Annotated in this window: 11 protein-coding genes; 1 reads left to right on the top strand and 10 read right to left on the bottom strand. The window is 43.2% G+C overall.

The genetic code is table 11. From position 1 onward, the window contains the following. Nucleotides 1–93 precede the first annotated feature (93 nt). The 6 genes from ACYFDN_RS00735 to ACYFDN_RS00760 all read right to left on the bottom strand — a co-directional run bounded on the left by ACYFDN_RS00735 (nt 94) and on the right by ACYFDN_RS00760 (nt 8,344). Entirely contained in the window at nt 94–312 is a 219-nt protein-coding gene (locus ACYFDN_RS00735) for a DUF2835 domain-containing protein (RefSeq protein ID WP_016401874.1), read from the bottom strand. Nucleotides 313–325: 13 nt separating this feature from the next. Beyond that, entirely contained in the window at nt 326–2,950 is a 2,625-nt protein-coding gene (pepN, locus tag ACYFDN_RS00740; RefSeq protein ID WP_483509683.1) for an aminopeptidase N, read from the bottom strand. Nucleotides 2,951–3,088: 138 nt separating this feature from the next. Continuing rightward, nucleotides 3,089–4,468, bottom strand: coding sequence for a sodium-dependent transporter (locus tag ACYFDN_RS00745; protein WP_152780864.1), 1,380 nt, complete (start codon nt 4,466–4,468; stop codon nt 3,089–3,091). 198 nt (nt 4,469–4,666) lie between these two features. Beyond that, nucleotides 4,667–5,956 carry a D-alanyl-D-alanine carboxypeptidase/D-alanyl-D-alanine endopeptidase gene (dacB, locus tag ACYFDN_RS00750; RefSeq protein ID WP_483509684.1) on the bottom strand — a complete coding sequence of 430 codons (1,290 nt, stop codon included), beginning with the start codon at nt 5,954–5,956 and terminating at the stop codon, nt 4,667–4,669. Between the two features lie 172 nt (nt 5,957–6,128). Beyond that, nucleotides 6,129–7,844, bottom strand: a complete 1,716-nt coding sequence (locus ACYFDN_RS00755; protein ID WP_040307184.1) for a DEAD/DEAH box helicase — start codon at nt 7,842–7,844, stop codon at nt 6,129–6,131. Nucleotides 7,845–8,005: 161 nt separating this feature from the next. Further along, entirely contained in the window at nt 8,006–8,344 is a 339-nt protein-coding gene (locus ACYFDN_RS00760) for a Grx4 family monothiol glutaredoxin (protein WP_040307201.1), read from the bottom strand. A 212-nt stretch (nt 8,345–8,556) separates the two neighbouring features. On the opposite strand from ACYFDN_RS00760, the gene sodB reads away from it, so the two are divergent. Beyond that, nucleotides 8,557–9,138: a superoxide dismutase [Fe] gene (gene sodB / locus ACYFDN_RS00765; protein WP_016401880.1), complete on the top strand. Its 582-nt coding sequence runs from the start codon at nt 8,557–8,559 to the stop codon at nt 9,136–9,138. Nucleotides 9,139–9,462: 324 nt separating this feature from the next. Here the strand turns inward: sodB and ACYFDN_RS00770 are convergent, their stop codons facing one another. From ACYFDN_RS00770 to pyrC, 4 genes are all read right to left on the bottom strand, one after another. Then, nucleotides 9,463–9,756: an Rdx family protein gene (locus ACYFDN_RS00770; protein WP_483509685.1), complete on the bottom strand. Its 294-nt coding sequence runs from the start codon at nt 9,754–9,756 to the stop codon at nt 9,463–9,465. A 5-nt stretch (nt 9,757–9,761) separates the two neighbouring features. Beyond that, a complete protein-coding gene (gene hrpA, locus ACYFDN_RS00775; RefSeq protein WP_483509686.1) occupies nt 9,762–13,622 on the bottom strand; it encodes an ATP-dependent RNA helicase HrpA in 3,861 nt (1,286 codons plus the stop codon). A gap of 64 nt (nt 13,623–13,686) precedes the next feature. Next, a complete protein-coding gene (locus ACYFDN_RS00780; protein ID WP_152780876.1) occupies nt 13,687–14,106 on the bottom strand; it encodes a CBS domain-containing protein in 420 nt (139 codons plus the stop codon). A 680-nt stretch (nt 14,107–14,786) separates the two neighbouring features. Further along, complete coding sequence (gene pyrC, locus ACYFDN_RS00785) at nt 14,787–15,821, bottom strand: dihydroorotase (protein WP_483509687.1); 1,035 nt, start codon at nt 15,819–15,821, stop codon at nt 14,787–14,789. Nucleotides 15,822–15,890: the final 69 nt, after the last annotated feature.

Raw genomic sequence — 15,890 nt, forward strand, 5'->3', positions numbered from 1 at the left:
AGTGTAGTTGGCTTTAGAAAATAATCGACAAAACAACCACTTTCACCTTACAAACAATTAAACCACGTTTTTACATATTTACAACATAGATGACTAGACTTTTTGAAGTGACAGAAATTTATTGTTGCTGTCAGTAGACAGGACAAAACGACCATTTATTCCGCTTCGGTCTAAAAAAGGCAAAAAGCGCAAAGCAGGGATCTGAATGCGCATGCCATTACTGTCGGTAGCAATAATAGAGCGGGCTGTTCCTCGGTATACCCGCTCAAACTCCTGATAAGAAATGTGAATATTAAAAAAGTACTGCTTCATTGCTCGATTGCACTTAGGCCTTAAGTTGTTGCAAGCCGTTTGTTACCTTTTCAAATAGATCTTTACTGAGGTCTTCCAGCTCAGCTAAGCGCTGCAACTGCTCAATAATGAGCGCTTTACGCTCATCATCCAGTTTAACTGTTTGGATCAGCGGGGTAATCAAACGCGATGCAACTTGCGGGTTTTGAGTATTTAGTACACACAAGATATCGGTTAAGTAGCGGTAACCAGAACCATCTTTTGCGTGAAAGTGACGCGCATTGTTGTTAGCGAAGCTACCAATTAAAGAGCGTACTCGGTTAGGATTTTCCATACTAAAACTTGGGTGTTCTGCCAAAGCTTTAACCCTGGCTAAACTGCCATCTTTGGCATAACTGGCTTCTAAAGCAAACCACTTATCCATCACTAAGCCATCATGCTGCCAGTTTTGCTCGTAGTCTTTAAACATTGCATCACGCTTCTGGATACCAGCATTGTTAGCAGCCGACATAGCAGCCAATTTATTAGTCATAGTTGGGCTATCAAAATATGCAGCTGAAACTAACTCTGGCTGAGTATGCGCCACATACTGTAAACATGCGGCACGTAGCGAGCGTGAATTAATATCATCATGGGCCAAGCTCTGTTTATCGGCTTTTGCACAAGCTTGCTCTAAGGCTGCAAATTGCTCAGGCAATGCAACAGCTAAACTATAAATGAAAAAGTCTCGAGCTTGAGCAATTGCATCAATATCTACTTGGGCAAAGCCATCAGCAATTTCGTTCTCACCACTAATGGTAAGCAACTCTGCTAATAAACCTTTATCAATTGAGGTATCTTCTAATAGCAGCTTAAAGGTATTTACAATCGCCTCTTCTAGCTGCAGATTTTTACCTGCTTGAACTTGCGCTACGGCTTGTTTCATCCACGCGCTAACTAGCTTTTGCATACCGTCCCAGCGCGCAAAAGTATTGCTGGCATGGTTGATAATTAACAACAGTTGGTCTGTGCTGTATTCCATATCTAGTTTTACAGGGGCTGAGAACTCTTGCAGCATTACCAATGTAGGTTGCTCACTAATGCCTTCAAAGTGCCAGGTTTGTTGCTGCTGAGTAAGCTCTAATACTGGAGAAACAGCTTGCCCATTCATGCTAAGCCCTAAGGCTTCGCCATTGCTGCTTAACAACTCTACAGACACTGGAATATGCAATGGGTGTTTCTCGCGTTGTTCAGCGGTGGCTGGTGTATGCTGGTGAATGGTTAAGCTGTATTGTTGTTTAGCTTCATTGTATTCACTTTTAACTTTAAGCACCGGTGTGCCTGACTGACTGTACCAGCGTTTGAACAGGCTTAAATCTTTGCCGCTAGCATCTTGCATCGCATTCACAAAATCATCGCAAGTTACCGCTTGGCCGTCGTGGCGCTCCACGTAGGTTTTCATACCCGCTTGAAAACCCTCTTCGCCTAGCAAGGTATGCAGCATACGAATAACTTCCGAGCCTTTCTCATACACTGTTAAGGTGTAAAAGTTATTCATCTCAATCACCTTATCTGGGCGAATGGGATGCGCCATAGGCCCAGCATCTTCAGCAAATTGGTGACTGCGTAATATCCGAACATTCTTAATTCGATTTACTGCTCGCGAGCCTAAATCAGAACTAAACTCTTGGTCGCGAAAAACCGTTAAACCTTCTTTTAAGGATAACTGAAACCAATCTCGACAAGTAATACGGTTGCCGGTCCAGTTATGGAAGTACTCATGACCAATTACCGCTTCAATGCCTAAAAAGTCATTGTCTGTGGCGCTCTGTTTATTAGCTAGTACGTATTTAGAGTTAAATACGTTTAGGCCTTTGTTTTCCATTGCGCCCATGTTGAAGAAATCGACGGCGACTATCATATAGATATCAAGGTCGTACTCTAAGCCAAAGCGCTCTTCATCCCAACGCATTGCCGCTTTTAGCGATGCCATAGCGTGTTCGGTACGATCTAAATTGCCTTTATCAACAAATAGCTCTAACGCAATAGTTCTGCCCGATTGGGTAACAAAACTATCTTCTAACAAGTCAAAATCACCAGCAACCAAAGCAAATAAGTAGCTTGGTTTAGGGAATGGGTCTTGCCAGCTTACCCAGTGTTTCCCATCGGCTAACTCGCCTTGATCAACCTTGTTACCATTCGATAGCAAAAATGGATATTGGGCTTTATCTGCAATAATTTTAGTGCTGTAAGTGGCCAACACGTCCGGTCGGTCTAAAAAGTAAGTGATTCGGCGAAAGCCCTCGGCTTCACACTGAGTACAAAAAGCATCACCCGATTGATACAAACCTTCAAAGGCTTTATTTTCTTTAGGGTTAACTCGAGTCACTACTTCTAACTCAAAACGCGCTGGCAATTCACTAATAACTAACTGCCCTTCACTCACTTGATAAGCATCATGAGTTTGCTGATTAACTTTAATACTCAGCAGCTCCAGTTTTTCACCATCAAGCACTAGGTCGGTAATGTCATTTGTCTGCCTAACCACCCTTGATACAGCGATAACTTTGGTAGCACTAGGATCTAAATCGAACTCTAAGGCAACATTTTCGATAGTGTAATCAGGCGCTTGATAATCTGAACGGTACTTGGCTGTAGGTTGAGCTGATGAGTCGGCCATGACACTTCCTTATTTGAGAAAAGAGAAATTCTTGTAAGCAGATTTTATTGTAAAAGATAATAGTATGCGCAGCTAACGCTTTGTTGCTGCTTTAAAAACAAAAAAGCCGGCCTAAGCCGGCTTTTAGATACGTTCAGCTTAAAAAGATAATAAGCCAATCGCATTTAAGAAAACTACCGCAATGGCAATTGGTGAGATAAAGCGAACGCTCTTCGAGAACATTTGGAAAGCTTGGCTCTCTAAGCCCATGCCTTGCTTCACTTTGTCAGCTTGAACAATCCAGCCAACAAATACAGCAATAAACAAGCCGCCTAAAGGCAGTAGAATATTAGCAGTAATGTAATCTAAAACTTCGAAGAAGTTTTTACCCATTGGGCTTTCTTCAAACTGGAAGATTTCCCAGCCAGCAAATGAGCCAATAGTACCTAAGCTTAATAACCAAACCGCACTACCAGAAACAACTGCAGCAACGTTACGGCGGAAACCTTTACGCTCTACTAAGTAAGCAGAAGTTGATTCAAGCAACGCCAAGGCTGAAGTAAAGGCAGCAACGGTTACCATTACGAAGAATACCGTAGAAATTACGCCACCTAGTGGCATCGTACCAAAGGCAATTGGCAATGATACAAACAGTAAACCAGGACCTGCGCTTGGCTCAATACCGTTGGCAAATACAATTGGGTAAATAGCCAAACCAGCCATTAGCGCCACAACGGTATCGGCAATTGCGATGTAAATAGAGGTTTTAGCAATTGAAGCACCTTCCGGAAGGTAAGCGCCGTAAACCATCATAATGCCCGATGACAAACTCAAGGTGAAGAATGCATGACCCAGTGCCATAAGCACACCATTAATCGTCAACTTCGAGAAGTCAGGGCTGAACATAAAGCTAACTGCAGCGCCAAAATCACCGGTTACTGCTGCATAAATCATAATGATGGTTAGCAATACAAACAGTGCAGGCATTAGTAAAGTAACAATGCGCTCTAAACCTTTGGTTACGCCTTTAGCTAAAACAACTACAGTGCCCACAATTACCAAAGTAGCCCATAAAACAAGCTGCTTAGGATCAGAGGTTAATGCGTCGAATAAAGCGCCAATTTGTTTTGCGTCACCCGCTGCAGCGCTAATATCGCCACCCGCAGATTTGAATACATACGCAACTGCCCAACCAGCAATAACAATGTAAAAGCTTAATACCAAAAAGCCCGCTAATACGCCCATGCCACCAATAAATGCCCAGTTCTTAGAACGACCATTTTCTATAGCAACTTTAGCGACCGCGTTGGCAGGAGTAGAACGACCTTGTTTACCTAAGTAAACCTCGGCCATCATCACTGGGATACCAATGAATAAAATACAAAGAAGATAGACAAGAACAAAGGCACCACCGCCGTTCTCACCCATAATATAAGGGAATTTCCAAATGTTACCGAGGCCTACAGCTGCGCCGGTGGCAGCCAAAATGTAAGCAAAGTTACTTGACCAGCGATTACTCACCGAAGTGTTATTACTCATGATTTTCTCTTTTATATTGTGTTTGCTAATTGCGTCCATGATTTTAGGGCGCCAATATAAGCATAAACAAAGGGAAAATTACAGCCAAAATGAATCTTTATGCTGAAATTATGCGGTCTGTCGGCACAAGCAATCTACAAATAGCTCAACAACAAGTTAATCCACCTGAATAGTCATTCTGAACTATTGCATTAAACATCAATTAAACGCTTGCCACTGTTGCTCTAACCATTCCTTTTCATAGCGTAGTATGGGATGTAAGGTTTGTCTTTTCTTTACTGCAGTTGCTTCTTGTTCGTTTAAAGAAACCCCATTTGCCATCAATACAAATGGCCTTAACTGATCACCTTTTTCGATAAAGCCAACTAAGTTGATTACCCCATTTACATAACCACTTTTAGCCAGCACCTGCGCTTTTAAAGGCGCACGAGTCAGGCTACGGCGATACTTTAAGGTGCCGGTTTTTCCAGCAATAGGTAGGCGTTTAATTAAGGCTTGTAACTGTGGATCTGATTGCCATAACTGCATAATCTGATAAAGCAGGTTTGCACTAATCAGGTTCTCTCTAGATAAGCCTGAACCATCGCGAATTTGTGCACGGCTTAAATCAAGCCCCAAAGCGCTTAATTGTTCAACTACAACTTTACTGGCTTGCTGATAGGTACCAGCGCGCTGCTGCTCTCTGGCTAAAGTTTTAAATACGCTATCTGCCGTTAAGTTGTCAGATTCAACCAGCATATACTCTAATAACTCAAGTAACGGCGCAGAGAGGTGATTAACGCTCTCAGAATAAGGACTAAGTTGCTGCTGGTACAAAATGTTGCCTTTAAAGCTTAAGCCCGCTCTCGCCAAGCTTCGCTTTAACTTCGTTGAAAAATAGCGCTGTTCATCGTTAATCGAAAAACGTAATGGCATCATGCCGCTATCCGCATTAATACAGCCTTGCAGCGAATACTGGTTATGATCACCCACACGCAGGTTTTGCTCACAATCGGGATGATTTTGGCTCACAGTAATAATTTGATTGTCGATGTTGAGTAAACTTGAATCACTAATATGTAGGCGGCTTAACTGCCCTACCTTGCCCGGCTTTAAATTACCGTTAATACAATTGTTATCAATATTTAAAGAACTGGCTGGCGCAGCAAAACAAATTCCGATGTCATTCCATACTTGCCCTTGGCTTCGGTTATGGCCTGTAAACTCGCTGTCATCAACTTGAATAGACGCGACTTTAGAACCAAAACGCGTTTTAGCTTTATTCAGCAGTGTAACTAAATCTTTGCTGGTAAAACTCGGATCGCCGCGCATGTGTAAGCGAAGATGCATGCCTTTATCACTAGGCTTAATGCTCAACTTAGTGGTATAGCGGTAATCTTTACCTAGTTGTTTAAGGGCAACGGTTGCAGTTACTACTTTAAGTGTGCTGGCGGGAGTTAACAGTAAATCAGCATGTTGTGAGCTATCAGGGCTAACAAAACTGATCAAGGCACCAGGTGGCTCAACGATCGCATGGACAAAAAAGGGTGTAAGAACAATAGAAAGGAAAGCTGAAAATCTAACAATAGCCCGCATAGTTGCCAAACTCTAATAAACAATATGCCGAGTATATAAAAAAAGGTGAACCTAAGTTCACCTTTTCTTTTGCTAAGTTAATCGCTTACTGAGCAATTAACTCTAAGCGCATCGCACGTTGGCGAACAAAGCTGCGTTTTAAGTGATTAAATGTCTTTTCAGGCATTCCACTTGGTAGCTCAACCGTTGAGTAGCTATCAAACAACTTAACACTACCAATGTAATCACTGCTAATGTTTGCTTCGTTAGCAATAGCACCAACAATATGCTTAGTTTGCACACCGTGTTCTTTACCGGCATCAACACGGTAAGTATTCATTTCCACGTCTGCAGTACGGCGTTTGCGTTTAGCACCGCCTTCACCACGTTCGTTGCGCTCGCCACGTTGACCGCGATGGTTGCGCTCGCCACGCTCACCGCGTTGGCCTCGGTGACCACGTTCTTTATCTTTGCTAAAGCGCGCAGAGCGAGGCTCTGGATCAGCAGGTAATTTGAACGGTCGCGCTGTTTGCGCTTGGAACAACAACGCAGTAGCGAGTTCAAGTTCGCTCATGCCTAGGTTGGTCGCAAGTTCAGATGCAATGCTTTGGTAATCTTCAAGCTTGGCATTTTCTACCGCTGCTGCTAGCTTGTCTTGGAAGCTAGAAACGCGCTTCTTCTCGATTTCTTCACGAGTAGGTAGCTGCATTTGCTCAATTTTATGACGAGTTACACGTTCAATATTGCGTAACAAACGTTGCTCGCGGTAACCAACAAACATGACTGCTTTACCACTACGTCCAGCACGACCAGTACGGCCAATACGGTGAACATAGGCTTCTGCATCGTAAGGAATGTCAAAGTTAACCACTAAACCAATACGTTCTACATCTAAGCCACGTGCAGCAACATCCGTAGCGACAACAATGTCTAACTTGCCAGATTTTAAGCGTGTAATGGTGCGCTCACGCATGCTCTGGTTCATATCACCGTTTAATGCGGCAACACTAAAGCCTTTTGCTTCTAGGCGTTCTGCAATATCGGTGGTAGACGTTTTAGTTCGAGCAAAAATAATTGAAGCGCTATCACAGTTAACTTCTAGAATGCGGGCCAACGCTTCTATCTTGTTTAAACCGGCAACATGCCAGTAGAACTGATCGATATTTGATACTGTTTGAGTCTTAGCCGCAATTTTTACTTCTTTTGGCTCAGACATGTAATTTTTGGTGATGTTTTTGATTGCCGGCGGCATAGTTGCCGAGAACAACGCTGTTTGGCGCTGCTTAGGCATATCACGCATAATGCGTTCTACATCGTCAATAAAGCCCATACGAAGCATTTCGTCAGCTTCGTCTAATACTAAGGCTTTAAGTTGATCTAGTTTCAACTTACCGCGATCTAGGTGGTCGATAGTACGACCAGGCGTACCTACAACAATTTGCGGGCCACGACGTAGCTCTTTAATTTGCTGACCGTAATCTGCACCGCCATAAATAGCTAATACACGTAAACCAGGAATATTGCGGCTAAAGTCTTTAATTGCATCAGCAACTTGATTTGCTAGCTCACGCGTTGGTGCAAGAACCAACATTTGCGGAGCATTAAGCTTTGGATCAAGTTTGGCAATTAAAGGAAGAGAAAACGCGGCCGTTTTACCGGTACCAGTTTGTGCCAAGCCAAGTACATCATGTCCTTCCAGCAGTAACGGAATGGTCTTTTCCTGAATCGGAGACGGCGTCTCAAATCCAATCTCGGAAATAGCGTTTAAAATCGTTTCAGGTAGAGCGAATTGCTCAAAACTTGAACTGCTGGATTCTGTCATATTTGGCCCACAATTATTTAAAGGATGCGCACTATACGCTTTTGATCACAAAAAGTCTCATTGATTTTAGCTTTTTATAGAAAAACATTGACCATCTTGATATGGACCAATAAAAAACCGCTCTAGCGAGCGGTTTGTTTTCTTTAGTATAGAAGAAATTTCTATTCTGCTTCAGGCGCTGGGTGCTTAGCTGCAGTTTCTTTAATTAAAGGTTGTAGCTCACCGCTGCGGAACATTTCCATTACGATGTCACAACCACCAATTAACTCACCTTCAACCCATAGTTGTGGGAAGGTTGGCCAATCTGCGTAGTTTGGTAGCTCAGCGCGAATGTCTGGATTTTGTAGAATATCTACATAAGCAAAGCGCTCACCACACTGCATTACAGCTTCAACTGTTTGGGCAGAGAAACCACAGCTTGGGAATTTTGGCGAACCTTTCATGTAAAGTAGAATTGGGTTTTCAGCGATTTGCTGTTTGATTTTTTCAATCGTTTCCATTTTAAACTTCTCTAATTTTTGCACTAAGTCTATTCTAGGTGTTGGGCGTATCCTAGCAACAATAGTTGCCAATTTCACCACTTTGCTCTAGATCAATTTTTTTTAGTATTTTTGCTTTGCGTGATAAAGCACTAGTGCTAAACTCTTTTGTAAAGTTTTTACTATATAAAAGATTGCGCTAATAAAGCCAATTATTACAAGGAGAGAAACACATGGCATTTACATTACCTGAATTACCATACGCACAAGACGCACTTGAGCCACACATCTCAGCTGAGACTTTGTCTTTCCACTACAGTAAGCACCACAATACCTACGTAGTAAAACTAAACGGTTTAATTGAAGGCACTGACCTAGCAGAAAAAAGTTTAGAAGAGATCGTTAAGTCTTCTACTGGTGGCGTATTTAACAACGCAGCCCAGGTTTGGAACCACACCTTCTACTGGAACTGTTTAGCGCCAAATGCTGGTGGCCAACCAACTGGTGCTCTAGCAGCTGCTATCGATGCTAGCTTCGGTTCTTTTGAAGAGTTCAAAGCTAAATTCACCGACAGCGCGATTAACAACTTTGGTTCTAGCTGGACTTGGTTAGTTAAAAACGCTGACGGTAGCCTAGCCATTGTTAACACTAGCAACGCTGCTACCCCACTTACAGATGAAGGCGTAACTCCGCTTCTTACCTGTGACCTATGGGAACACGCTTACTACATTGATTACCGCAATGTTCGCCCTGATTACCTAAATGCTTTCTGGGCATTAGTAAACTGGGAATTTGCTTCAGCTAACTTTGCATAAAAGCTAGCGATGTAAAAAGGGCGCTTAATGCGCCCTTTTTTATGCTTAATGTTTAGGGCCTGTTGATCTTTGCTGATGGTTTTTACAGCAATTTCTTAGCCATTTAGGCAAGGCAGTGAGTGTGAAGTTAAGTGGGCTTAATAATCACTCGCTAACGGTGAATAAATGGCTAAGAAATGCTGCCCGAAGGGTTCAGATAAGCGAACTTTACTCTTCGTTGAATACTTTTCACTTAGCCCACTAGGTTTCAAAGTGCTCGCCGCGATTAAAGCCCGCTTATCTTGAATAAAATTTCGACACCAAAGATCAACAGGCCCTAGCAACTTACTTGCTATCGCTATGACCTAAGTCCATCTCAGGTGCAATTTTGTCCCTTACCCGCTGCTTAAGAATTTTTGCCTCTGGAAATCCATTGTCGGCCTTTCGACACCAAATTAATTCACCATCCAGATAAATCTGAAAACGCCCACTTGAAGCAGGTTTAAGCGCGACTTCCGATAACTCTTGCGAAAAGGTTGTTAACAGCTCTTGGCTAAGCCAGGAAGCCCTTAATAACCACCCACATAAACTGCAGTAATATATCTCAACTTTGGGTAACACTAAGTCTTGCTGTTCCACTACCGTTACTTCCTTTTTTGCAATTCGCTAATATGATTAAGCACCCGCTTCAATGATACTGGATATTTAGTACCTAATTGTTGGGCAAACAAAGACACCCTTAGCTCTTCAATCATCCAGCGCAGTTCTTGCCCTTCTTGGCTATAAACCGGCAACGCCAACTCTTGGTAACGTTCGGTAGCGGTTTCGATTTGTTGTAGCGCCAATCTATCTTTATGAGAATCGATGGCTAGTTTTTCTAAGCGTCGCTCAATGGCTTTTAGGTAACGCTGTAAATCACTTAAACGCTGCAGCCCCACCTCACGAACAAAACCTTTATGCACTAATGCATTTAGCTGCGCTTTAATATCGGCATGTGCCAATACTCTGTCGAAACCTACTTTGCCTTTTAGCTGTTTGTTTATTTGGTAATGCAAGCTCAATATTTGCTCCACTAACACTACCGCTTCTAAGGTTTCTGTAGCCAGCTCTGCGCGAACTTTGTCACACAAGGCTTGAAATGCTTCAGCAGTGTTAACACTTTCAAGCTGAGAATACTTGTCGATCACCGCTAAACAGCAGTCATCGAGCAATACATCCACTCGGCCAAAGGGATTAAAGTACAGGCCCAATTTGGCTTTATTCGGTAAATGTTGCTGCAAGTAACTTAAAGGTGAAGGAATATTTAGCTGCAACAATTTGCTTAAGCCGCGAGTTTGGCTCCAACCCGCTTCTTCTTGTTTATCAAACAGCTTAAGTGCGACCGTTTTACCTTCATCCACCAAGGCTGGATAAGCGGTAATTTGATATCCTTGGCGCTGTTCTTCAATAAGCTCAGGCAACTCACCAAAACTCCACTCTGTTACTTTCGCCTGTTCTGCAAAAGAGCTTGGGGCAATTTCAGCAATGCTCTGCTCTACCTGATCTTGTAGTTTTTCTTGCAAGCTTTGATAAGAGCGGCCTTGCGCAACCACTTTGCCTTGGTCATTAATCACTTTAAAATTAACTTTAAGGTGATCGGCCACCGAATCTAGATTCCAAGCATCTTCGGGTATTTTTACTCCAGTCATTCTTAGCAGTTGTTTAGTCAGTACCTCTAACAAATTGCCCTCTGCATGCGGCACTGCTTGAACAAAGGCCTGCACATAGTTGGGAACCGGCACAAAATTGCGGCGGATAGGTTTAGGCAAGGATTTAATCAAGGCACTAATGAGTTCTTCGCGAAATGCTGGAATTTGCCATTCAAAACGAGTGAAATCTAATTGATTCAACAGCGCTAAAGGAATATGAGCACTTACGCCGTCGTCGCTTTGCCCCGGTTCAAACACATAGCTTAAGGCTACAGAAACCTGTTCAAACTGCCACTGATCAGGATACTGCTTTTCAGTGATATGGCTTGCGTCATGCTGATAAAGCATTTGCTTGGAAAAGCTCAGTAAATCGGCCTGCTTGTTACTGGCCTCTTTCCACCAGCGATTAAAATGACTAGCCGAAACAATGCCTTCTGGCAAACGCTCTGCATAAAAGTCATAGAGTACTTGGTCATCAACTCGCACATCTCGGCGACGTTGTTTCTGCTCTAAGGCTTCAGCATCATCAAGCAATAGCTGGTTTTGTTTGAAAAAAGCATGTTTTGCTGGCCACTGCCCCTCTACTAAGGCAGAGCGGATAAATACCTCGCGGGCAACCACAGGATCAATTTTCCCATAGTTAACTAAGCGTTTGTTTACTAGCGCTACGCCGTATAAACGAACACTTTCGTAAGCCATTACAGCTTGCTGCTTAATAGACCAATGAGGTTCGCTGTAAGACTTTTTAATTAAATGCCCTGCTTGGTTTTCTAACCAAGCAGGCTGAATTTTAGCTACGCCTCTAGCAAATAGGCGGGATGTTTCAACGAGTTCGGCCGCAACCACCCATTTAGGTGGCTTTTTAGCCTGACTTGAGCCAGGGAACACCACAAAGCGTGCATTCCGCGCGCCTAAAAACTCTCGTTCTTTATCTTTGAAACCCAAGTGGCTCAGCAAGCCAGCCGTTATTGCTTGGTGAATAGCATCGTAGTTAGCTTCGTTTTGATTAACCGTGTAATCCAACTCTTTAACTACCGTAGATAACTGAAAAACCAAATCTTGCCATTCGCGAATGCGCATATAAGCCAAAAACTCTTGCTTACATTGTTTTCTAAACTGATTGCCTGATAAGGCTTTTTGTTGCTCTTGCAAATAACGCCAAAGCAACAAATAGCTGGAGAAGTCGGAGTCTTTATCGACAAAGCGGGCATGCTTTTGATCTGCCGCTTGCTTACGATCATTAGGTCGCTCACGTGGATCTTGAATAGATAACGCGGCACATATCACCATCATTTCTTGCACACAATCAAACTGCTTAGCGGCGACCATCATTCTGGCTAAACGCGGGTCGATAGGAAACTTAATCACCTCGCGGCCTAAATTGCTTAGGCTTGGTTTGCCATGTTGCTGCTTTAGCGCTCCAATTTCTTCTAGCAGATTTAAGCCGTCTTTAATATTGCGCTGATCGGGCATATCAATAAACGGGAAGTCTTCTAACTTACCTAGCCTTAATCCCAACATCTGCAAAATAACTGAGGCCAAGTTAGTACGCAAAATCTCAGGATCAGTAAACTCTGCGCGCCCTGCAAAGTCTTCTTCACTATATAAGCGAATACAAATACCTTCGGCAACACGCCCACAACGACCTTTACGTTGATTAGCACTAGCTTGAGAAATCGCCTCAATCGGTAAACGCTGTACCTTAGAGCGATAGCTGTAACGGCTAATCCGTGCTGTACCTGGGTCGATAACATAGCGAATACCAGGTACGGTTAAACTAGTTTCAGCGACGTTAGTAGCTAGTACGATTCGGCGACCGCGATGAGATGAAAAAATCTTGTTTTGCTCGGCATTAGATAAACGCGAATAAAGTGGCAACACCTCGGTATCGCGCAGTTGGCGCTTTTGCAGATAGTCGGTAGCGTCACGAATCTCTCGCTCACCGTTCATAAAAATAAGAATGTCGCCAGACTTTTCTCGATACAACTCATCTACAGCATCGGCTAAGCCTTCCAGTATATCTTTGGTTTGCTCGCCTTCGTTTAGCGGCCTGTAACGTGTTTCTACCGGATAAGTACGTCCAGAAACTTCGATAACAGGTGCATCATTAAAGTGTTTAGAAAAACGTTGAGGATCGATGGTAGCGGAAGTAATGATGACCTTTAAATCGGGTCGCTTTGGTAATAGCTGCTTAAGTACACCTAAAATAAAATCGATGTTTAAGCTGCGCTCGTGAGCCTCATCAATAATCAATACTTCATACTGCGATAAAAACCGATCTTGCTGCATCTCTGCCAACAACATGCCATCGGTCATCAGTTTGATTAGGCTGTCATTCTTGATTTGATCGTTAAAGCGGATTTTGTAACCCACTAATTCACCAACCGGAGTGTTGAGTTCTTCAGCAATTCTCGCTGCCACACTACGCGCAGCCAAGCGTCGAGGCTGGGTATGGCCAATGAAACCGCGGCTTCCTAAACCTAGCTCTAAACAGATTTTAGGTATTTGGGTGGTTTTACCCGAGCCAGTTTCGCCCGCAATGATAACCACTTGATTATCGCGAACAGCTTCGTAAATAGTTTGCTTTTGCTCCGCAACCGGTAGGTGTTGAGGATATTCGATACTTGGGATTGAGGCTCGTCGGCGGCCGCTAAGCTCACTTGAGCGCTCAAGCGCTTGAGTGAACTTGAGTAACTGTGAGCTGTTGTTTTTTACATCATCTGCATTTAGCTTGCTAAGCTGGCGCTGAAGCCTAAAACGGTCTTTAGCCAATGCCTGTGATATTTGTTGTTTGTAATTTGAGAGAGCCGACTGCAAGAAAAAAGCCTCGTAGGTTGCGTACGAGGCGCAAATGCTATCAACAATCCTTAAGAAAACAAGTCTAACTCACCTGCTTATAGCAACTATGTAGATGTTTATCGATGCCGGCTAAGACCTCTTCACGAGTAATTAGGCCCAGTAGCTTGCCCTGCTCGATGACCGGATACATTTTGGGTTTTTGCATTAACATGCTTTGAGCAAGTTCTAAAATACTGGTTTCGGGGCCAACGCTTAGCACATCACTACGCATTAAATCTTCCACTAACGAGACCGTTTCACAATGATATGTAGCTTCAAGCAAGCTCTTTAAGCAGTCTTGCTCGGAGATCCAACCTATAACGTGCTTTTGTTCATCAATCACTGGAGCACCTAGTTGTTTATGCTCTAGCAAGCTATGTACAACTTCTGCGATGGGTTGTTTTGCGGTAAAGCAAACCGGGCGCATTAACATGTAATCGCGCACTTTGAGGTTCTCGGGCATAACCTTTACTCCTGCTAGTTGCCTTACTGTTAGCTTAGTTGGCGTAATCGAATTACTCCAGCTAGCACATACAAGCTGACATTTAAGCTATCAATGGCAAATTTCACCCATTTGGGTAATGGTGAGAATAATGGCCGAGGAGTAGTATTTATATCGACTGAGCTGCTAACTCAGTCATCGCGTTTAGTTACCTATTGCTGTGTACATCTTTACACAAATTTATGCAGGCCCTTTGTTATCCAATGCAAAGGGTCTTTTTTTGTCTTTAATTTCATGAGCTTGAGTGAAATAAGCAGCTAATTTCACCCATTTGGGGAATGGTGAGAGAGCGAGTTCAAAGATAGTATTTAACACGACTGAGTTGCTAACTTAGTCACGCGTTTAGTTACCTATTGCTGTGTACAACCTTTACACAAATTTTACGCAGGCCCTTTTACTTATGTAAAAGGGCTTTTTTTTGCTTTGTTAAACAGAGAGGTGTATGCAAGGCATTAAAATATATAAGAAATTTATTAACTTTTAAATTTCACCCATTTGGGTAATAGCCTGATCGGTCAAGCGTGGTTATTATTTATCTCGACTGAGTCGCTAACTTAGTCACGCGTTTAGTTACCTATTGCTGTGTAAACATTACACGATTATGCAAGCCCTTTGCTCTAGAGCAAAGGGCTTTTTTTTGCCTATTTAACTTGCCAGTTTAAAGTTTCGTTAGCAAAGAATGGCACTAAGTTTTCACCATCAACTTTTACCGAACCAGGCACCTGCCAAGCTTCTTTGGTCAAAGTAATCGTATCTGTGTTTCTTGGTAGGCCATAAAAATCTGGGCCATTAAAGCTCGCAAAGGCTTCAAGTTTATCCAATATACCTAGTTGCTCAAAAATTTCGGCATACAATTCAATGGCGGCAGGTGCGCTGTAACAACCCGCACATCCACAGGCACTTTCTTTAGCCCCTTGAACATGAGGAGCCGAATCCGTTCCTAAAAATATCTTTTTGGTACCGCTAGCCACTGCTTGCTGTAAAGCTTTTTGGTGAGTTTGACGCTTAAGCACCGGCAGACAGTAGTTATGAGGACGTAAACCACCCGCTAGCAGATGATTACGGTTATACATCAAATGCTGTGGCGTAATGGTTGCAGCTACATTGTCTGGTGCATTCATTACAAATTCAGCCGCTTCAGCGGTAGTGATGTGTTCGAAGACAATTTTGAGATTAGGCAGTGAATCCACCAAACCACGCATGTGAGCGTCGATAAATGCTGCTTCTCTATCAAAGATATCGATATCAGCGTGAGTCACCTCGCCGTGAACTAACAGTAACAAACCATGTTTTGCCATTGCTTCAAATACCGGGCGAAGAGCGGCAACGTCGGTTACGCCATGGGCAGAGTTAGTTGTGGCATTAGCCGGATACAATTTACATGCTTTAACAATTCCACTTGCCGCTGCGTCTGCGATTATCTCAGGGGTAGTGGCATCGGTTAAATAAAGCGTCATTAATGGTTCAAACTGGCTTTGCTCGGGAAGAGCCTGTTTAATGCGCTGATAATAAGCTTGAGCATCAGCAACTTGAGTAACTGGTGGGGTTAGGTTAGGCATGATGATGGCACGAGAAAAGTGCTTAGCGGTAGCATTTGCTGCTACCTCTAACATAGCGCCATCGCGCAAGTGAAGGTGCCAATCATCCGGTCTGGTAATGGTAAGTGTTTGAGTCACAACTATCCCCTAGGTATAAATAATTGGCGCAAAGTCTACCCGAACTTAGCGAGCAAGTCTTGCCACCCC

It is taken from the genome of Agarivorans sp. D1326 (assembly GCF_056958115.1).